16 protein-coding genes are annotated in these 20,081 nt (G+C 43.0%); 13 read left to right on the forward strand and 3 right to left on the reverse strand.

Annotated features, from left to right (window positions below; all coding sequences use genetic code 11):
• Nucleotides 1-40: 40 nt before the first annotated feature.
• Nucleotides 41-1,924 (reverse strand): leucine-rich repeat protein, encoded by a 1,884-nt coding sequence (locus tag L0M98_RS12755; protein WP_227216285.1) that lies wholly within the window; start codon nucleotides 1,922-1,924, stop codon nucleotides 41-43.
• A gap of 625 nt (nucleotides 1,925-2,549) precedes the next feature.
• Between L0M98_RS12755 and L0M98_RS12760 the strand changes: the two genes are divergently transcribed.
• Entirely contained in the window at nucleotides 2,550-3,188 is a 639-nt protein-coding gene (locus L0M98_RS12760) for a DUF6266 family protein (protein WP_227216287.1), read from the forward strand.
• 80 nt (nucleotides 3,189-3,268) lie between these two features.
• Nucleotides 3,269-3,919 carry a hypothetical protein gene (locus L0M98_RS12765; protein WP_227216289.1) on the forward strand — a complete coding sequence of 217 codons (651 nt, stop codon included), beginning with the start codon at nucleotides 3,269-3,271 and terminating at the stop codon, nucleotides 3,917-3,919.
• Nucleotides 3,920-3,988: 69 nt separating this feature from the next.
• Here the strand turns inward: L0M98_RS12765 and L0M98_RS12770 are convergent, their stop codons facing one another.
• Nucleotides 3,989-5,335 (reverse strand): ATP-binding protein, encoded by a 1,347-nt coding sequence (locus L0M98_RS12770; protein WP_227216290.1) that lies wholly within the window; start codon nucleotides 5,333-5,335, stop codon nucleotides 3,989-3,991.
• A gap of 340 nt (nucleotides 5,336-5,675) precedes the next feature.
• On the opposite strand from L0M98_RS12770, the gene L0M98_RS12775 reads away from it, so the two are divergent.
• The 9 genes from L0M98_RS12775 to ahpF all read left to right on the forward strand — a co-directional run bounded on the left by L0M98_RS12775 (nucleotide 5,676) and on the right by ahpF (nucleotide 16,897).
• Entirely contained in the window at nucleotides 5,676-6,884 is a 1,209-nt protein-coding gene (locus L0M98_RS12775) for a site-specific integrase (protein ID WP_227216292.1), read from the forward strand.
• 10 nt (nucleotides 6,885-6,894) lie between these two features.
• The gene (locus tag L0M98_RS12780) at nucleotides 6,895-7,260 is read left to right on the forward strand and encodes a hypothetical protein (protein ID WP_195483799.1); all 366 of its coding nucleotides are present in this window, start codon (nucleotides 6,895-6,897) and stop codon (nucleotides 7,258-7,260) included.
• 247 nt (nucleotides 7,261-7,507) lie between these two features.
• The gene (locus L0M98_RS12785; RefSeq protein WP_227216294.1) at nucleotides 7,508-8,695 is read left to right on the forward strand and encodes a primase-helicase family protein; all 1,188 of its coding nucleotides are present in this window, start codon (nucleotides 7,508-7,510) and stop codon (nucleotides 8,693-8,695) included.
• 213 nt (nucleotides 8,696-8,908) lie between these two features.
• Nucleotides 8,909-9,199 carry a hypothetical protein gene (locus L0M98_RS12790; protein ID WP_227216296.1) on the forward strand — a complete coding sequence of 97 codons (291 nt, stop codon included), beginning with the start codon at nucleotides 8,909-8,911 and terminating at the stop codon, nucleotides 9,197-9,199.
• 128 nt (nucleotides 9,200-9,327) lie between these two features.
• Nucleotides 9,328-10,623: a MobV family relaxase gene (gene mobV / locus L0M98_RS12795; protein ID WP_227216297.1), complete on the forward strand. Its 1,296-nt coding sequence runs from the start codon at nucleotides 9,328-9,330 to the stop codon at nucleotides 10,621-10,623.
• Between the two features lie 332 nt (nucleotides 10,624-10,955).
• On the forward strand, nucleotides 10,956-11,627 hold the full coding sequence (locus L0M98_RS12800) for a hypothetical protein (RefSeq protein WP_227216299.1): 672 nt from the start codon (nucleotides 10,956-10,958) through the stop codon (nucleotides 11,625-11,627).
• Nucleotides 11,628-11,724: 97 nt separating this feature from the next.
• Complete coding sequence (locus tag L0M98_RS12805; RefSeq protein WP_172501061.1) at nucleotides 11,725-14,349, forward strand: UvrD-helicase domain-containing protein; 2,625 nt, start codon at nucleotides 11,725-11,727, stop codon at nucleotides 14,347-14,349.
• Nucleotides 14,350-14,718: 369 nt separating this feature from the next.
• Nucleotides 14,719-15,285 carry an alkyl hydroperoxide reductase subunit C gene (ahpC, locus tag L0M98_RS12810; protein WP_099290625.1) on the forward strand — a complete coding sequence of 189 codons (567 nt, stop codon included), beginning with the start codon at nucleotides 14,719-14,721 and terminating at the stop codon, nucleotides 15,283-15,285.
• A gap of 58 nt (nucleotides 15,286-15,343) precedes the next feature.
• A complete protein-coding gene (gene ahpF, locus L0M98_RS12815; RefSeq protein ID WP_227216301.1) occupies nucleotides 15,344-16,897 on the forward strand; it encodes an alkyl hydroperoxide reductase subunit F in 1,554 nt (517 codons plus the stop codon).
• Nucleotides 16,898-17,030: 133 nt separating this feature from the next.
• On the opposite strand, the gene L0M98_RS12820 is transcribed toward ahpF, so the two are convergent.
• The gene (locus tag L0M98_RS12820) at nucleotides 17,031-18,134 is read right to left on the reverse strand and encodes an AI-2E family transporter (protein WP_186976885.1); all 1,104 of its coding nucleotides are present in this window, start codon (nucleotides 18,132-18,134) and stop codon (nucleotides 17,031-17,033) included.
• 176 nt (nucleotides 18,135-18,310) lie between these two features.
• On the opposite strand from L0M98_RS12820, the gene L0M98_RS12825 reads away from it, so the two are divergent.
• Together L0M98_RS12825 and L0M98_RS12830 are read left to right on the forward strand one after the other, a co-directional pair.
• Entirely contained in the window at nucleotides 18,311-18,520 is a 210-nt protein-coding gene (locus tag L0M98_RS12825; RefSeq protein WP_099290628.1) for a DUF4492 domain-containing protein, read from the forward strand.
• Between the two features lie 4 nt (nucleotides 18,521-18,524).
• Nucleotides 18,525-20,081: a cytochrome ubiquinol oxidase subunit I gene (locus tag L0M98_RS12830; protein WP_099290629.1), complete on the forward strand. Its 1,557-nt coding sequence runs from the start codon at nucleotides 18,525-18,527 to the stop codon at nucleotides 20,079-20,081.

A 20,081-nucleotide genomic window follows, 5' to 3' on the forward strand; every position in this document is an offset into this window, starting at 1 on the left:
GGTAAATAATTAAATGAGGTAAAACAAGCAAGGAGATTTTTTAAAAACCGACCTCTTCTATAACATAAATATTACGACTAAAATAATTGTAATAAAGGTCCTTACATCCATACGGCACTCCGACATAATCTAAATACTTATATTTCTCAAACCCGAAAAATGCCTTAAATCCCCCAGACGGTGGTACACTACTTTTAAAATACACTTTACTCAAAATACAACACGCTCTATCTGAATCAAGATAAGTGAAAGCTAACCCTCCTAATTCCTTAATTTTTTTACCCATCACTAAATTACCACTTCTCCCCCCAAAAAAACTTTCATTAAAAGCCCGACTACCTATCTTTTCCAAATTATCAGGAAATACTAAATCTCCCTTGAATCCCGCACAGTGTTCAAAAGCACCCTCTCCTATTATAGACAATTTAGCTTCACCAAGTTCTGATTCAAGGGTAAAATCAAGTTCTGTAAAGCCTTTACAATAAGAGAACGCATAATCACCTATATATTCCACTTTTGTAGGAATCGTCAATTTTCCCGTAAATTGGCTCCTCGAAAAGGCATATTCTTTTATTTCTCGTAACATTACATTCAAAAACAATTGACCGTCAAAACCACAAAATTCAAAAGCATGCGCTCCAACACTTCGCACATTATCAGGAAGAACTAAATCTCCACGTATACTACGACAGCGATAAAAAGCAGAGTCCCCAATTACGGTTACACCATCAGGAATCTTTATTGAAGTTATGCTACAATTATAAAATGCATTATCTGGTATTGCTATTAATTTTTCTGGTAGAACAATAGTTTGTAAACCAGTAAACTTGAAAGCTGATTCCGGAATAGTTTCATCATCCAAAGCTGACAAATCTAGTGTAATTACTCGATTTGCCCTCATTGTTTCTCGGATAAAGTTATAATCAAAATCGTTCAATGTCCCCGTAATTTTAATGCGTTCACATTGATGTACTTCCTCTTTTGAAATTAATGTACTCAACGTCCCCGCTTTTTCCACATGAATTAAACGTCCATTTATTATTGTAATCACACGTGTAACTACACTCTTACCATCTGAAAAAATCACAAAGAATTGACTATCAATTACAATTTCTGGAGTCGTTATACTTATGTTCCCACTATTTTGTCCTCTTGAAACAGTAACATTCCAGCCATTCGCAACAACATTCACATCGATTACACTTTCACCTCCAATTACCACATAACCAATATTATACGTAGTATTATGACTTGCATTCTCTATTTTATCTCTATCTAAAACGACCGAAAAACTTGCTCCTTTTGGTAACGTAACGACTGTTCCATCTGCAAGTTCGAGAATTAATATATCTTCTTTATTGATCACGTTTTTGAAAAAAGAATCTCCACTTGCTTCTCCCAACACGCTCCAAGTAACACCATTATCCACGGAAAGTTCCCATTTATTATTATTTATTCGTAACTGAGGAGTGACACCATCCTCACCATCTTCTCCCTTGGCTTTTATTTTATTTCCACCCTCGTCTAAAAGCCATGTGGTTTGGTCACCTACTTTTTGAGTCCAATAATAATATCCATCTTCTGCTTGCTTTATTCCTATTACCGGGGTTTGTCCCGCCTCTCCGTTTTTCCCGTGGTATATTGTTATGGACGGGTGTGTTTTGAAATCGAGTTTATAACCGATTTCGATACCGTTCTCGGAGATAACGGTTACATTGGTAATGTAATCATTGGTTTGCAAGGCATCAAGGATAACTTTCATGGAAGCAATGTTCGTGTTCATTTCCTTGCATTGCTTTTCAAGAGCTGCCAATCGGGAATCCAAGTCGTTTACTTTATCCCACAATTTACCATCGTCATACTTGCTACAAGCGACAAGCAATCCCAGGGAGAGAAAGAGTAAAAAGAAAATACATCTTTTCATAGTCTAGCCATTTGAACCACAATTCCCGGATGGTTTATTAATAAAAAAGAAAAGCGTGGGAACTTTTAGTTTATCTACTTTGAGGTACGGCCAAGCACCCAGCGCAAAATAAACAGCACCCCACGCTTAGCCGATATACATTAGAAAAGTGTACACGGAAAGCATGAGCGTCTTAATCTGTTTATCCTTCGCGCTAAAAATTGGCCGTTTTCAAAGTAAGGATAAGCAAAACGCTTTTGAATATGTCCTGCCCGGAACAGACGCTTCCATAACCCGAGCATTACCGCAAATGTAAGAATATTTATTTATATAACATATTCAGTATAACTAGTATTAATATATATAATGAAAGTAAATAATTTTATGGTAAATCGCATCAGAAATATCAAATCAAACAAAATGAAAAAATATTAGATATATTATTTATTAATCACATATAATATTTGATTTTTCAAGTAATAAGATTTATATTATTTTTGATTATACAAATTAATTATACATACTATTTATTTTTAAAATATTTACTAACATGAAAAAAATTCGTTCACCAACAACATTTTAAAAAGCAAAAGCCCATACGGGCTATTATTATACAAATATTGTTTTATTATAATAATTTTCAATTATGGCTAAAGTTTTATTAGACATGCTGGGAGCCATCATCGGCTCCGTGGGAAAAGTATCGTATTACATGCGATACAGTGATAATATCGCAAGAAGAAAGGGTGCCGGCGGGAAAAGCAGCAATTCACCTGCTGCTGTTGAGCAACGGATGAAGTTTGGAATGCTGATCCAGCTGGCAACTATCCTCCAAACGATTATCACGCAGGGATTTCCTCAGCGCAAACGAGGACTCTCCGCTGCAAACGCATTTGTCAGTATAAACAAAGACATTTGCTCGGTGGAGAGTAACGTGCTCACCGTCGACTACGAGCAGTTGCTCTGTGCCAACGGACAGTTGCTCACACCAGAAGTGACCGTTACTTACTCGACAGAGAATCAAAAATTCTCGTTCGAGCAAATGGCACCGGAAGAGGAGAGCAACAGTAACGCAGACGACAAGGTGTATGCCGTGTTGCTGGAAAGCAACCAAGGCTTATGCCGACTAAAAACCTTGCGCCAACGAGGAGAAAGCGGCTCCACCTCCATCGCGTTACCGCAGAGGTGGGAGAAAGAGCACGTGCACGTGTACGTTTTCGCCACGAGCGCCGACGGTAAGAAGGCATCCAAGTCCATGTACTTAACGGTGGAGGAAGGCGTCTAACATCCAACAGAGAGGGAAAAACCAGAAACGGGAATTTCCCTCTCCTTTTATTAAAGTATCAAATATGACAAAACACGACTATGGAAGTCATCGATTTTTTCAAAGGCCATATCCGCGGTAGAAAAGGCAACATGATTTTTTTCGTGCGCAATGACAAATTACACATCAAGCGATACGCCATTCCCGGGAAACCGAGGAAATGGGAAGAGAAGGGACGTACCACGAAACAACAGGAAGTAACCACCCGCTTCACGGCGGTACAATGGTTTTACAGGGAGTACATGAAACAGGTTTCGCCCGACGTGTGGCGTGCTGCCGCCAAGCCCAAAAGACGGACAGCCCCGAACCTATTTCACTCAACCAACGCCCGCTGTTTCAACGGGCAAGGGGAACTTGTAGATTTCGAGAATTTCGTGTTTACCCAAGGAATATTGGCATTGCCCCGTAATCTGCAAGTGACACGGGAAGGCAATCATTTCCGGGTAACATGGCAGGAGGAAAGGCTCTGGACCACAACAGCACGAACGGACACAATGCAGGTAGGAATATTGTATGACAACCTGCAACGCTCACCCCGCTTGGCTCCAAACGTGAAAGGATGCCGAGGTGATTTGCAAGGAGAATTTACTCTTGATGAAAGGCTTGGGACATCAGCACACGTGTATATCTTTTTCGCTGGAAACAATGGCACGGATTTCTCCGCGAGCTGGCACGCGAGGGTGGAACTCTGAGTGCCTCCTATAAAAATGATTGCAGATTAAGAAGACTAATCTGCAATCTTTATTACTTAATCTATTGCTTCACCTGTACATATTGGATAACGCATATAGCGGAATAATATCCACCTTCTCCAATGCGCCAAAATTCTCAAGCGATGTTCGTATTCCGTACGTGAGTTGTTTATTCGCCATAAATTGGTACATACTTTTCATTGAACCTGTTGTACCCGCTTTCACTTCCAATGGGACTACTTTCATATCCTTGGCTATTACATAGTCCACTTCCGCTTGTGCTCCACGAGATAAGTTCTGCCAATAATACAAATCATGCCGCTGCGCAGGAGTATTATATTTCAACAACTCCAAGCCGGCCACCATCTCTGTCACACGCCCTTTATTCACCAGTTCGGAAGCAGCACCAACAAGAATCAACTTGGACATTTCAGACGCACCACCCGCATTCTCCATGCCCAACAACCGCAACAACAATCCGCTATCTAAAAAAATATACTTGATAAACTTATCGTTTATTTCGGCCCCAAGCGGTATTCCATTTGCAGCCGTATGAACAACCGGTCTAATCAATCCTGCATCCTTTAACAACTCCAACGCACCTTTTACCTTTTCACCGCGATAATTACCCTGCACGTCACTATAAACAAATTTACATCCGACCTGCAACGCCACGCTTCGAAGAGTTTGTCTTAACAATATCGGATCGGCTTTTTCTTCGTATTTCGAGAAATCATCTTCATAGGCCAGCATTATGTCATCCTGAACTTGCTGACACTTCAAGTAATCTCTTGTTTCCACCCAATTTGCCACGGATTCGGGCATTCCCCCAACCATCAGATAATCGCGGAAACATTCAACCAGTTTCCCATGCAGAGCCTCGAACACCGGACTAACAGGAGATGCTTTTTGTTTCAATTCCACCCAACCTTCATTGCCCATTGCCACAAGAAATTCATCAAAAGACATCGGGTACATAAAAAACGAACGCACTCTCCCAACACCAAATGACGTCATTTTCTTTAACGCGAACTCAAGTAGCGACCCAGCCGCCACAACATGAAGGTCGGTATAATCTTCATAAAAGAACCAAAGACTATGCAGGGCTTCCGGGCACGTCTGAATCTCATCCAAAAACAAAAGTGTTTCACCGGGCACGATTGGTAATCCATAAAAAACCGAAAGACGTGACGCAATTTCTTGAGGCTTCAAATTACCCTTGAATACAGAAGCAATCTCTTTATCCCGTTCAAAATTTACTTCAACAAAATACTTAAATGTCTTACCCAACTGACGAATAGCTGAAGATTTCCCAACCTGCCTTGCACCTCGAAGCAACAATGGTTTATGCTTTCTTTCATTTTTCCACTCCAACAAGTACTTGTCAATTAATCTCGGATAATATACATTTTTCATAATACACTCTATTTTAATTGCAAAGATAACAATTTCACGAAAAATCAGGGATACTTTTACCGTTTTTTCGTGAAAAAGAATAGGATAAAATGAAGATTTGAGCAGAATTGAGCATTTCAATTGACAGTCAGGAGGTTTCGGCATAGATTGGCACAAAGTGGCACAGATGCGGGAGACAGGCTTTGGGAAGAATATGGAAACAGATGCACTTCCAAATCATTACCCGACATCGGATGCACTTTTAACGCTAACGGTCTATATTTCTGCGTTCTGCGTAGGTTTACATTCTGCCCTTACAACTCCCATAAACTAATTTTGCACCAAACAAAAAGTAAGGATTATGAGGAGTACATTCAAGACCGTGTTCTACGTGAACGCAAGCAAGGAGAAAAACGGAGTTGTCCCCATCATGGGACGTGTGACCATCAACGGGACAATCGCACAGTTCAGTTGTAAACAGACCATCCCGAAGGCACTTTGGGACGCAAAAGGCAACCGCGCCAAAGGCAAGAGCAAGGAGGCACAGACGGTAAACTTCGCGTTGGAGAACATTAAGGCACAGATAGCAAAGCACTACCAACGTCTTTCAGACCGTGAAGCCTGTGTGACCGCTGAAATGGTACGTAATGCTTATCAGGGCATAGGCACAGAATATGAAACCTTGTTACGTGCCTTTGACAAGGAAAACGCGGCTTTTGCCAAACGTGTGGGTAAAGACCGCTCCAAGCGCACATATCTGAAATACCTGACTGTCCGCAAGTATGTAGCCGAGTTTATCAGAAAGCAATATAAACGTGCCGACATAACGATGAACGAACTTACGGAGGATTTCATCCGCGACTATTGCCTGTATCTGCGCAACGAGGCAGGGCTTGCACAATCTTCCGTGTGGATATACTCCATACCATTGAAACATATCGTCACCACGGCTCACTACAACGGAAAGATACCGAGAAACCCGTTTGCAATGTACCACGTTGACCCCGACCACAAGGAGCGCGGCTTCCTTACGGAGGAGGAACTTCAGGCATTGGGTACTATCAAACTGGAGAATCCAAACTTTGCACTGGCAAGGGACTTGTTCCTGTTCGGGTGCTGGACGGGCATATCGTTCATAGACATCAAGAACCTCACGACTGATAATGTCGTGGAAATGAACGGTGCGCTGTGGATTGTGTCGAAACGGCAAAAGACAGGTGTTCCGTTCCAAGTCAAGCTGATGGACATTCCGATGCAGATAATCAAGCATTATGAACCGTTCCGAAAAGACAAGAGACTGTTCAACATAGGCTCACTTGACATGGTGAACAAACGCATAAAGAACATAGCGAGGAAGTGCGGCATCGAGAAGCCGGTTTCCTTTCACCTCAGTCGCCACAGCTTCGCTGTCATGGCATTGAACTACGGTATGCCGATAGAAAGCGTGAGCAAGATACTCGGACATACGGACATCAAGACCACGCAGATTTATGCCAAGGTAACGAACACGAAACTAAACAGCGACATTTCAGCCTTTGAGAGCAAAATAAGCGGACGTTTCACGATATAATCGCTTGATTATGGAACGGGACATTATTACGATGAATGAGTACGGTAGAGTGACTATACCCACTACTACAAATGTATGGATGGCGGAAGCAGAGTTGTCCTCATTGTTTGGTACAATCGCCCCGACACTCCGTACAGCCATCCGAGCCGTATATAAAAGTGGAGTGCTGAAACAACATGAGGCAGAACGGTATATCTGTTTGCCCGATGGCTACGGCATGGACGTGTATGCCCTGTCTATGGTCGTGGCACTCGCATTCCGCATCAATACCGAATGTGCGGCAAGGGTACGCGATGCCCTATTGGAAAGGTTCTACGGGCGAAAAGAGAAACAAGTCTTGTGGGTGTCAGTAAACAGACCGATGTGCGAGTGTTAGAGCGTGGGTACGTACATACGACAACCGCCCGAAGAAGCGACAATGCCACTCTTCTTCGGGCTTTCTTTATTCTTTCCTGCTCCTTTCCCTTATGCGATTTTCTGCATTTTCTCGTCTGTCTGTTATGATTGCACCGTTCCGCTTCGTTTTGCGTATCAATGTTTTAAGCATTGTGCCGTAGTTTTGCATCCGATTGTTTAACCCGTTGCAGACACTGTTGTCGGCGACATAAAACCAAGCAAAGCCTATGGCAGAACAAAACGAATTCATCCGCGTAGGGACAACCCTCTACAAGATTGTTGACCAGCCACTGATTGACGGAGGCTGTGTAAAGAAGCGCATCGCATGGAACTCCGAGACCTTGCGGCAGGACTACGGCAAAGACCGCATGGCGACCGTGCCGAAGTATGACGGGTTCTGTACCGTCCCCGACCATGTGGGCTACAAGCCCGTTGTCGGAAAGTTCCTCAACCTCTACGAGCCGATAGGACACCGACCGCAGGAGGGCTGCTTCCCCTGCATCCGCTCGTTAGTGGAGCATATCTTCGGAGAGCAATACGAGTTGGGCATGGACTACCTGCAACTGCTTTACCTGCAACCTGTTCAAAAGCTGCCTATCCTGCTGTTGGTGTCCGAAGAACGGAACACGGGCAAAAGCACGTTCTTGAACTTCCTGAAAGCCATCTTTAAAGATAACGTGACGTTCAACACCAACGAGGACTTCCGCAGCCAGTTCAATTCCGATTGGGCAGGGAAACTGCTCATCATGGTGGACGAAGTACTGCTCAACCGCAGGGAGGACAGTGAACGGTTGAAGAACCTCAGTACTACATTGTCCTATAAGGTGGAAGCCAAAGGCAAAGACCGTAACGAAATCGGTTTCTTCGCCAAGTTCGTGTTGTGTTCCAACAACGAGCATTTGCCCGTCATCATTGACGCAGGCGAGACACGCTATTGGGTACGCAAGATAGGACGGTTGCAGTGTGATGACACCGATTTCCTGCAAAAGCTGAAGGATGAAATCCCCGCTTTTCTGTACTTCCTTATCCATCGGGAGTTGTCAACGAAAAAAGAAAGCCGTATGTGGTTTGCCCCGAAGCTAATTGAGACAGAAGCCCTGCGTAAGATAATCCGTAGTAACCGCAACCGCCTCGAAATAGAAATGGCGGACTTGCTGCTCGACATCATGGCGAAGATGGAGGTGGAAACGGTGTCATTCTGCCTGAACGACATCATCCCCCTGCTGTTGTGTTCGCAGGTCAAGGCGGAGAAGCCGCAGGTGCGTAAAGTGTTGCAGGAGTGCTGGAAATTATCACCGGCACCCAACGGGCTTACCTATACCACCTACGTGTATGGCTGTAACGGACGCTATCATACCCGTAAAGATGTGGGCAGGTATTACACCGTGACCAAAGGACTGCTGGAGAGCCTCTGATATTCTGTTGAATTGTTGAATAGATATAATATAATGTTGATATATAGCAAAATACAGGCTCAACAGAATACCAACAACACCCAACGGACGATGAAGAGGGAACGCAGCAGCATTCGGTTATACCATCACTTCTTCTTTTCGTTGCCGTTTGTTGGGCATCATGCGTTTGTTGAGGACAAGTTGAGCGCGTATCAAGCAATATAACAATGTGTTATGTGTCCTATTCAACACTTCAACGCTTTTACACCCATCAACAAGTCCGTGGGAAAACGGCTGGATACCCCAAGCAGGTATTACGTATGCCGACATGCCATCATGCCGACAAGCAGACACGACAACATGACGACACAAAACAATGACGACATATCAACATGGCGACATGAGGTACACCCCAAGTTGGCGAAAGGGGAAAAGCATCCGACAACCACCGACAGCGCAGCGGATTTTCTGAAACGAAAAAGCCATAGCTCATTAGGGCGTTTTCTTCACGCACCGCTGCGCTAATGCTAAAAACGCCCCAATGAGCCAACGGGATTACACCCCTCTGGACACCCCCGTTTTCATGCGGCACGACCGCAGCGGACGGGCATGAACAAACAAGTTTGTATAACCTATAAAAACAAAAGACGAACATGGGATACATAAGCATCCAATTCAACAAGGTGAAAGGCTCGGCGGACACGGGCGCGTCCGACCACATCGAACGCAAGACCCTCCCCAAGAACGCCAACCCTACACGCACCTGCCTCAACCGTGAGCTGGTGGACTTCCCCGATGGCGTGACGAACCGCACCGAGGCAATCAACCACCGCATCCGCACGGCAGGCATCAAGAGGAAGATAACGCCCGACCAAGTGAGGGCAATCCGCATCGTGCTTTCGGGAACACATGAGGACATGATGAAAGTGCAGGACGAGGGCAGGCTGAACGAATGGTGTGCCGACAACCTACAATGGCTGCACCGCACGTTCGGACGGGAGAATACCGTTTCTGCAGTCTTGCACATGGACGAGCATACGCCGCACATCCACGCTACGGTCGTACCGATTGTAACAGGCGAACGCAGGAAAGCGAAAAAGAAGCAACAGGTGGAGGGCAAGCGCACCTACCGTAAGAAAACGGATGCCATTCGTCTGTGCGCCGATGACGTGCTGACACGAGAGAAGCTGACAGCCTATCACGACAGTTATGCGGAAGCAATGGCGAAATACGGCTTGCAGCGTGGCATCCGTGGTTCGGAGGCACGACATACCACCACTGCCCAATACTACCGAGACTTGAAGCGGCAGACGGGAGAACTTGAAGTCAATGTGCAGCAGTTGCAGACGGAAAGGCAACAAGCGGAACAGAAACTTGACGAGGTGAAGAAAGAAATTAGGTCGGAGAAACTGGAAGCCGCCAAGACCGAGGCGAAAGCCGCACTCGTGGCAAAGGTCGGTTCTTTTTTGGGCGGTGGAAAGTTGAAAGCGGAAAGGGAAGGATTTCAGCAGCGCATAGCGGAACTTGAAAACCAAAATGCAAGGTTGGAGCAACATATTAAGCAGATGGAACGTGAACACCAAGCCCAATGCAGCAAGTTCAGCGAGTATATGGACAAGGTAAAACGATACTTCCCTCATGTAGAGAAACTGCTGCCCTTGATTGACTTCTGCCGTAATACGCTACACTTCTCCGAACAGATTATCCAAGAACTATGCAAGTTGAAGAAAGTGAACTTGAAAGGTGATTTCTATTCACCTGAGTTCAACCGTAAATTCCATGCAGAGGGGGCGGCTTTCTCGTTTGAAGAAGACAAAAGCAGGACAGGGCGTTTCCATATATGTGTGAACAACATTCCGCTTGTACAATGGTTCCGGCAGAAAGCGCATGAATGGAGAAACGGTTTGGGGCTTACTACCCCAAAGCAAGGTAACGGGATGAAAATCTGAATATGTATAAATTTCGCCCAAGAAGTAAAGATAATCATTCAATGAAAGGGACTTATCAAGAATTTTAGCTACTTTTGCAATTGGATTGGGACAACCCTTTCCAAAACATAGAAAAAAGAAGAAGCGTTATGCTTATCTTGTACTTGAAAACGTAGGAAATTTTCAAATTGGATACAAGGATAGCATAGTGGTTCTCACGCTATAGCGTGGGCTGCTATTGTTACATCTGTATCCAAGGTTTCCTACGACCTTCAAGTAAAGAGTGTGGCATACAGTTCCACGCTTCGTGTTTCGGACAAGCGTCAATAATTATCATTTAAATAGTGAACATTATGAAGAATGTTATTATCTTATTATTTTGTGCAGTTGCATTAGTTATGACTTCTTGCACACTCTCTAACGAGGAAAAAGCTGAGAAGTTGGTTAAAGAGACGCTTAAAGGCTATCTATATCACCCAGATTCTTATGAACCAATATCAACAAAAGTTGATAGTATGTTCATTGATGTAACTACTATTGAACCTATTATGAAAATTAGTGATGACATCAAAGATTTGATGTCTAAAATAAACAGATGTAAAAGAAACATCGAATCTGCGGAATCTTCTATGGATATTTTTGCTCCTAATGGATATTCTTCTCAATACTCTCGTGGAGAATATGCGCGGGCAAAAAAAGAGAAAGAAGAAGCCAAATCTGATTTGGATAAATATACCAAGAAACTTTCAGAACAACTTGTTTCTCTAAAAGAAAATGTTGTAAAATATCACAAAGGTGAATTTACAGGTTGGGCAGTAAGTCATAGATTTAGGAGTCTTAATGGCACAGGTTCAATAACCATTCTGGGAGAAATGATTTTCTTTTGCGACAAAGAGTTTACAACTTGTGGCGGTTATGAAGTTGATAAGTTTGAGAACTTTGCAAAAATTTTGAAAGCTGTAGATGAGGCAACTTCTGATGAAGATATAATAGACTATTTTAGGGAGGATAGTTTTTTACTGTAATCCAGTCTTTTAATAGCTTAGAAAGTTAGCGTGCCTTAATGGCACGTTAACCTTTTATACAATGTAACCTTTATCAACGACAAATCTTTTTTTTAGTATGCAAGCATTGTTTATTGGGGTAATTTGTATTATAGCTATTTCAATTTGTTATATAGTTATAACAAGGACACGCCTAAAAAACAAGTCCAAGGAACTTTCAGAAAAGTTAAACCACATATCTTCTTATGGCAATAAATCCAATTACGAGCAAGCAAAAGAAAGATTGTTGGTTTTAAACAACGAGGCATTTATTGATATTCCGACCGACCTTAATAACGTTTTTTCAGGGAGGGTAATATCTGCAACGCAAGAAAAAGATTTTGCCAATCATTATAAGCCACATTTTCAAAAATCGTATTCACTTGTTAAGAAACTTAAATCCTTTAATATCACTCCATCTGAAACCATATCCAAATTTATCAATGATTTTGGAGCTATCAATAAACTCGTAAAACAACATAATGAAGAGGTAATTACATTTCTGCTTGACACGCATAAAGAGTTTTTCGACCATTGCCTGAAATATCCATTAGACAAGCAACAAAGACGCTCAATCGTTTCAGAAGAAGAAAATTGTTTGGTAGTTAGTAGTGCGGGAAGTGGAAAGACTTCATCCATCGTAGGAAAGGTAAAGTATTTGACTGAAATAAAGAAAGTCAATCCTCAAAATATCCTCCTTATCAGCTACACAAACAAGGCTGCCGCCGAATTGACAGAAAGAATGGGTATTACAGGTTTGAGAGGGTACACTTTTCACAAACTTGCCCTTGACATTATCGGACAAACAACAGGTCAAAAGCCATCAATATATGAAAAGACGGACGCGCTCTTCGTGAAAATCTACCATGAATTATTGAATGATAAGAAATTCAAGGAAAGCGTAATAGAATACTTTATTGATTATCAAACGCCCGAAAAGGAGTGGGAAAAGCGGAAGAATGAACGTAGGCAACAACTTTCAGAACAGAAGGATGTACGTTTGAAAGCATCGTTTCCTGATATGGACGGAAAAACTGTTTATGTACGAAGTGAGCAAGAGCAGAAAATATGCTTTGCGCTATCTTCCCTTAGCGTAAAATTCAGATATGAAGAACCATACGAACATCCATTGGCAGACGAGATGCACTCTCAATACAAACCGGATTTTTCCATATATTTTGAACAAAGTGGAAAAACAAGGCGAGTATATTTAGAGCATTTTGGAGTGGACGAACATGGACTTGTTCCTATATGGTTTGCCAAAGACAGAGGCATTACCTATGAAGAAGCAAACCAAAAGTATAACGATGGCATAACATGGAAAAAAGCGGCACATGAGAAATTTGGTACAGAGCTATTAACAACTTCAAGTGCAGATTTTCATTATTCCGATATTCGGGAGAAATTAAAAAACTTATTGGAAAAGACTGATGTTCCTATCCAAGAGAAAACAGATGCTGAATTATACGATATGATTCTTCCCCCGAATAGCAAGCAGGAGAAGGCTTTTATCCGCCTTGTCGTGACTTTTGTGACATTGATAAAGTCAAGCTGCAAATCTGTAGATGAAGTATTAAGGCAAACTAAAAACGCAGGGGACGAACGCAGTACATTCATTATCAAAAACATCTTTCAACCCGTTTATAAACGGTATATTGAAGAATTGACGAATATCAACCAAATAGATTTTACGGATGCAATCCTGCAAGCTACCGACATTTGTCGTTCCTCCCATTCTGTGAAGTATGATTATATCATTGTGGACGAGTTTCAAGACATATCCGTTGACCGTTACAACTTCTTAAAAGTATTGCGAGAGGGAAATCCGCCTGCTAAGTTGTATTGTGTGGGCGATGACTGGCAGTCCATCTATCGTTTTTCAGGGAGCGACATGGCACTTTTCAATCAATTTTCATATTACTTTGGTCAGACGGAAATCAACAAGATTGAAACTACATATCGGTTTGGAGAGCCTTTGGTCAGCCTGTCCTCGCAATTCATCCAACGCAACGAAGCCCAAATTAAAAAGAACATCCATCCTTTTAATCCACAAGTTAAAACAGAATTACAATTCTGTGATTATGAAAGGCGTGAATATTGCAATGTCATCGGACAATTGGTTGCGTCAATTCCATTGGACAAATCAGTATTTTTGTTAGGGAGATATTCCTTTGATGATTATTACCTGTCGTTCATGTATAAATCCGTGAAAGAGGGTAATCGTTTTTTCTATATCATCGGAGATAGGAAAATAGAGTTTCTGACCGTTCATAAATCCAAAGGACTTGAAGCAGACTATGTGATAGTTCTTCAATGTAACAAGGACACATACGGGTTTCCCTCACTTGTAAGCGATGACCCTGTTCTTAATTATGTCTTGACAAAAAGCGACCAATATCCATACGGAGAAGAACGTAGGCTGTTTTATGTAGCCATTACCAGAGCAAAAGTCAAGACCTATGTACTGTATGACAGACGCTTCCCTTCTGTTTTCGTGGACGAGTTCTTGCATCCGGAAAAAGTCACGGAAGAAAGTTATGCCAAGCATCCAAACGCCAACAAAAAGTGGACACGCAGTGCGGATAATTTTCTGCTTACCCTTTATCATGAAGGGAAAAGTATAAAATACATAGCCGAGAAAATGGGCAGAAGTCAAACCTCGATAGTAATGCGATTAGGAAAATTGGAAGGAAAACGGCAATAAAATACTGATTGCATTTCGTTTGTCGAAAATATATGTTACCTTTGCATAGAGTTGTTTGACAGCAATGTACTACACATCGCAGAATTTATGACCGTTGCCAAGTCATTACCTCACTTGTGGCAGAAAGTGCGCAAGTTGCTTATTTCTAAATTATTCCTGTCTTATAGCTGTATTTTCGGGAAAAATCAGATATAAAACCAGACATTTTTCGTGAAAAGTCAGAGATAAAACCACAAACAATCCTCCCTTTATTAATTCCCTCTATATATTTATAAAATAATTCAATACGATTCATTTTTTATATCAAGAAAAACTATATATCTTTGTATCGAGAAAACAAATTAATAACAATCATAAACACACTAAACAATGGAACCAATTATCAATTCACAAATTCCGGAATTCAAAGTTCAAGCTTTTCACAATGGAAATTTCAAAACTGTAAGCAGCGACGACGTAAAAGGGAAATGGGCTATTTTCTTCTTCTATCCCGCTGACTTCACTTTTGTATGCCCGACCGAACTGGTAGACGTGGCAGAGAAATACGAGCAATTCCAGAAAATGGGAGTAGAGGTTTATTCCGTGAGTACAGACTCACATTTCGTACACAAAGCATGGCACGATGCTTCTGAAAGTATTCGTAAAATCAACTACCCGATGCTTGCCGACCCGACCGGGGTATTGAGTCGCGCTTTCGGCGTAATGATTGAGGAAGAGGGAATGGCATACCGCGGAACTTTCGTGGTAAACCCGGAAGGGAAAATCAAAATTGCTGAAATCCACGACAACAATATCGGACGCAACGCGGACGAATTACTACGAAAAGTGGAAGCAGCTTTATTCGTGGCAGAACACCCGAATGAAGTATGTCCCGCGAAATGGAAAAAAGGTGCGACCACGCTAAAACCAAGCATCGATTTAGTCGGTAAAATTTAACAGAATCACGCGAAAGCCGACGAAACCACATCGTCGGCTTTTTTTAACAATGAATCACATGCTAGATACGACACTAAAGAACCAGCTAAAAACTATTTTCGAGGGATTGGAAGCAACATACACGTTTGATGTCATTGTTGCACCTCAACACGAGAGTCGCCAAGAACTCTTGGAAATATTAAACGACGTTAGCGAATGCTCCGATAAAATATCGTGCAAACTCACGGAAGGAGACGGGCTAGCGTTCACGCTCTTAAAGAACGAAGAAAAAACAGGTATAAAATTCCGGGGTGTTCCCAATGGACACGAGTTCACCTCTTTGTTGCTCGCCATCATGAATCTGGACGGCAAAGGCAAAAACTTCCCGGATGCAACCACCTGTAACAGGGTAAAAGCCTTGAAAGGCCCCATTCACTTGACAACCTACGTTTCACTGACTTGCACGAACTGCCCGGATGTCATTCAAGCTCTGAATGCCATGACCACGTTGAATGACCAAATCACGCACGAGATGGTGGACGGAGCTATCAATCAGGCAGAAGTAGAGGCTTTAAATATACAAGGTGTACCTTCCGTGTTTGCCGACGGGAAATTGATTCATGTCGGACGGGGAGAATTCGGGGAATTATTGAGTAAACTGGAAAACCAATACGGTAGCAACGAGGACACGATTGATACCACCGAAAAACACTATGACGTGATTGTCGTCGGCGGAGGACCCGCGGGGGCAGCCGCAGCCATTTATTCGGCACGCAAGGGGTTGAATGTAGCTATCGTGGCTGAACGCGTAGGCGGGCAGGTAAAAGAAACCGTGGGTATCGAGAACCTGATATCCGTACCCGAAACAACCGGTAGCCTATTGGCCGAAAACATTAGAACACACATTCAACGCTACCCGATAGACCTGTTGGAACATCGCCGGATAGAGAAAGTTGAAATCGAGAAGAATCAGAAAATATTATCCACGGCAAAAGGGGAGAAATTCATTGCTCCGGCAGTCATTATTGCCACGGGAGCAAGTTGGAGAAAATTAAACGTGACGGGTGAGGCAGAATATACAGGTAGAGGCGTTGCCTTCTGCCCGCATTGCGACGGACCTTTCTATAAAGGTAAACAGGTAGCCGTTATCGGCGGGGGCAATTCGGGGATTGAAGCAGCAATTGATTTGGCGGGAATTTGTTCAAAAGTAACAGTTCTGGAATTCCTCGAGGAATTAAAAGCCGACCAAGTACTACAAGAAAAAGTAAAGAGCCTGTCGAACGTGGAAGTATTCACCAACTCGCAAACTTTGGGAATCATCGGGAATGGAGAAAAAGTAACCGGGATACAAGTGAAAGACCGCAAGACAGAAGAAAGTAGAGTAATCACCTTGGATGGAATATTCGTTCAAATCGGATTGGTTCCGAATAGTGGAGCGTTCCGTGAAGTAGTGGATACCAACCGTCCCGGAGAAATAGTGATTGACGCGCATTGCCGCACGAACATTCCGGGCATATACGCGGCAGGAGATGTATCTTCGGTACCTTACAAACAAATTATCATAGCTATGGGCGAAGGAGCGAAAGCCGCACTTTCCGCTTTTGAAGACCGTACGCGTGGGGTGCTGGATTAGTTTATAAAGTTTGTAAGGTTTATAAGGTTCATAAAGTCATAACGGCAACTTTCGTTGCCGTTAAATTCTGTCCGAAGAATACCTGTAACTTTATAAACTTTATGAACTTTATAAACCTTAGGAACCCGTGAACTCATTCCAAACTCTTCGTGAGTGACTTCACGAGTTTATATTTATTAAAAAACTCCCTCAATATTACCCTCAATACGGTATAACCCGGAATGGCAAGAATCATTCCCGGAATCCCGGCCAAGTTTCCCGCGATTAATATCACCAGAAAAATTTCCATCGGGTGAGCATGCACGCTATTCCCGTAAATCAAGGGCTGCAAAATTACATTATCAATCAATTGCGTGATAATAAACACGATACTCATATAAATCAGTAAAGGAAATACCACCGTGTAGAAATCCACGTCCACGTTCGTGGCAATTCCCACTGAAAGCCCGAAGGCCGCACCGATAAGCGGTCCGATATACGGGATTACATTTGTTATTCCGGTCATCAACCCTATCAGCACGGCATTGTTGAACGGCAACCCGATGATGGTCAGACCTATGATATTCAAACCCATGACAATCAACACCTCGAAAGTAATCCCTATAAAGTAACGAACCAGCAATTTCTGTATAGAATCAAGTGCTTTCCCCACTCCCTCGCCATAACGTGTTGGCACAACAGCCAACAACATCTTATAAAAAAGATTGCTGTCCTTCAAAAAGAAGAACGCCATAAACGTCACCGAAAAAAGGGCGATAAAAATACTGCTGATAGTCCCCGCCAAAGAGCCGAACAAATTTCTAATCTGTGTAACGTCCACCACGGATTTCAGATTCTTCACGATATACTCTTTTACATCCTGATTGGCATCTATAATCCCGAAATGCTTCAACCCCTCTTCCAAATCGGCCAAAGGGTCTTCCAGCTTGTTCACGATATTCGTGATACTGATATCGCTTAACGACTGAAATTCCTGACTAACCAACGGTATCACCGTGTAAAAGAAAAGAATACAGACAAACCATATACAAACTAAAGCAATCCCCGCCCTCAACCCGTTCGGTATGCGCTTACCTTTTATTTCAATCTTCCCCAGAAGATCGATAATGGGATGCCCGAAAAACGAGAGCACGACCGCCACCAGTATATAAGCGATAATCGAAGAAAAGTACCAACATAAAAATCCAACCGCCAACAGCGCCAATCCCCCCAAACAATATTTTCCTGCATTATTCATAATTCAATTTTACATTACCGGGTTAAAACTACCCCCACGTGTAGAAACAAAATTAGACAAATAAATTTATCCTATATACGCATAAGTATTATTTATGCAAAAAAAATCGAACTTAGAAAAAACATTTATACCTTTGGTAACGTTCTTACATAGATAAACAATAAAAACTGCCGTGTATGTTAAAAAAGGCTTGGTATCTTTACTATGACGGATTTAAGAATATGCCCCGCTGGGGACGTACTCTTTGGCTTATCATCATTATTAAACTGAGTATCATGTTTTTGGTATTTAAACTCTGGTTGATGCCAAACTACCTCAACTCCCACTATGACAGTGCCGAGGCAAAAAGTGAGCACGTTTTCAAAGAATTAACAACAAAACCTTAACATTATGCTTCTTGATCTGACAACCACCACTCTAGTGGAGTGGTCACGATGGCAATTCGCCATGACAGCAATCTACCACTACATGTTTGTTCCCCTCACGCTGGGATTAGCCTTGATGCTCGCCGTCATGGAAACCATGTGGGTAAAGACAGGTGACGACAGTTGGCTGAAAGCCACCAAGTTCTGGATGAAATTATTCGGTATTAACTTCGCTATCGGGGTCGCCACCGGACTAATCCTCGAATTCCAGTTCGGGACGAACTGGTCGAATTACTCTTGGTTCGTGGGCGATATCTTCGGGGCGCCGTTGGCCATCGAGGGTATTATCGCGTTCTTCCTCGAATCCACGTTCGTGGCAGTGATGTTCTTCGGTTGGAACAAAGTCGGCAAACGCTTCCATCTCGTATCCACGTGGATGGTATTCGTCGGCGCGAACATCTCAGCCCTATGGATTCTTGTCGCCAACGCTTGGATGCAAAACCCCGTCGGCATGGAATTCAACCCGATTACCGCCCGTAACGAAATGGACGATTTTTGGGCAATACTGTTCTCGCCCACGGCAATCAGCAAATTCACTCACACGGTAACTTCCGCATACACGCTTTCCGCCTGTTTCGTGGTAGGTGTCAGTTCATGGTTTATCCTCAAAAAAAGACACCTCGAATTTGCCCGCAAGAGTATCATGCTCGCCTCGGTGTTCGGGTTGATCAGTATCATATTAACCATTTACACGGGTGACAGCAGCGCACAAGACGTAACAAAGACTCAACCCATGAAATTCGCCGCCATGGAAGGCTTGAATGAAGGTGGCAGAGGTGCCGCATTCACCGTTATCGGACTCCCGGTAAACGATCCGTCCTTGCCGACAGATAGAATGAAGAAAATGGAATACGCCATCCATGTACCCAAAGTACTCTCGTTCCTCGGCTATCATGATTTTGACGCCTACATCCCGGGCATTCAGAATATTCTGGACGGCTACACGTCCCAATCCGGCGTAACCTATCCTTCTTTAGAACAACGCATGGCAAACGGTCGCACCGCGATTGATGCATTGAAGACTTACAAGCAAGCCATAAAAGAGAATAACCACACGATGGCCGACAGCACATTACAGATATTTAAAGCCAACTACTCCGATTTCGGGTATGGCTATCTTAATTCCCCCTACGATGCCATACCTCATATACCTTTGGTATTTTTCAGTTTCCGTATCATGGTAGGACTGGGAATGCTTTTTGTATTATTATTCGCCCTCTCCTTGTGGTACGCCAAGAAAAGAAAATTCGAGAAATTCAAGTTCATCCCCTACTTGGCATTATTCTGTGTCCCGATGGCATACGTCGCATCGCAATGCGGCTGGATAGTGGCTGAAGTAGGACGCCAACCGTGGGTGGTACAAGATTTAATGCCTACCAATGTTGCCGTGACAAAAATTGCATCGACTTGGGTTATGACCACATTCTGGATGTTCGCCGTACTCTTCACCGTCCTGCTCATCGCAGAACTGAAGATCATGTTCAACCAGATCAAGAAAGGACCCGAAACAATTGAAAATTGA

Origin of the sequence: Butyricimonas sp. DFI.6.44, from assembly GCF_022132345.1 — a bacterium.
Classification (GTDB): Bacteria; Bacteroidota; Bacteroidia; order Bacteroidales; family Marinifilaceae; genus Butyricimonas; species Butyricimonas muris.

Excerpts from the sequence above, each read along its gene's own strand:
- L0M98_RS12755 (WP_227216285.1), bottom strand. The coding sequence starts at position 1,924 with ATGAAAAGATGTATTTTCTTTTTACTCTTTCTCTCCCTGGGATTGCTT.
- L0M98_RS12760 (WP_227216287.1), top strand. The coding sequence starts at position 2,550 with ATGGCTAAAGTTTTATTAGACATGCTGGGAGCCATCATCGGCTCCGTG.
- L0M98_RS12765 (WP_227216289.1), top strand. The coding sequence starts at position 3,269 with ATGGAAGTCATCGATTTTTTCAAAGGCCATATCCGCGGTAGAAAAGGC.
- L0M98_RS12770 (WP_227216290.1), bottom strand. The coding sequence starts at position 5,335 with ATGAAAAATGTATATTATCCGAGATTAATTGACAAGTACTTGTTGGAG.
- L0M98_RS12775 (WP_227216292.1), top strand. The coding sequence starts at position 5,676 with ATGAGGAGTACATTCAAGACCGTGTTCTACGTGAACGCAAGCAAGGAG.
- L0M98_RS12780 (WP_195483799.1), top strand. The coding sequence starts at position 6,895 with ATGGAACGGGACATTATTACGATGAATGAGTACGGTAGAGTGACTATA.
- L0M98_RS12785 (WP_227216294.1), top strand. The coding sequence starts at position 7,508 with ATGGCAGAACAAAACGAATTCATCCGCGTAGGGACAACCCTCTACAAG.
- L0M98_RS12790 (WP_227216296.1), top strand. The coding sequence starts at position 8,909 with ATGTGTCCTATTCAACACTTCAACGCTTTTACACCCATCAACAAGTCC.
- mobV (WP_227216297.1), top strand. The coding sequence starts at position 9,328 with ATGGGATACATAAGCATCCAATTCAACAAGGTGAAAGGCTCGGCGGAC.
- L0M98_RS12800 (WP_227216299.1), top strand. The coding sequence starts at position 10,956 with ATGAAGAATGTTATTATCTTATTATTTTGTGCAGTTGCATTAGTTATG.
- L0M98_RS12805 (WP_172501061.1), top strand. The coding sequence starts at position 11,725 with ATGCAAGCATTGTTTATTGGGGTAATTTGTATTATAGCTATTTCAATT.
- ahpC (WP_099290625.1), top strand. The coding sequence starts at position 14,719 with ATGGAACCAATTATCAATTCACAAATTCCGGAATTCAAAGTTCAAGCT.
- ahpF (WP_227216301.1), top strand. The coding sequence starts at position 15,344 with ATGCTAGATACGACACTAAAGAACCAGCTAAAAACTATTTTCGAGGGA.
- L0M98_RS12820 (WP_186976885.1), bottom strand. The coding sequence starts at position 18,134 with ATGAATAATGCAGGAAAATATTGTTTGGGGGGATTGGCGCTGTTGGCG.
- L0M98_RS12825 (WP_099290628.1), top strand. The coding sequence starts at position 18,311 with ATGTTAAAAAAGGCTTGGTATCTTTACTATGACGGATTTAAGAATATG.
- L0M98_RS12830 (WP_099290629.1), top strand. The coding sequence starts at position 18,525 with ATGCTTCTTGATCTGACAACCACCACTCTAGTGGAGTGGTCACGATGG.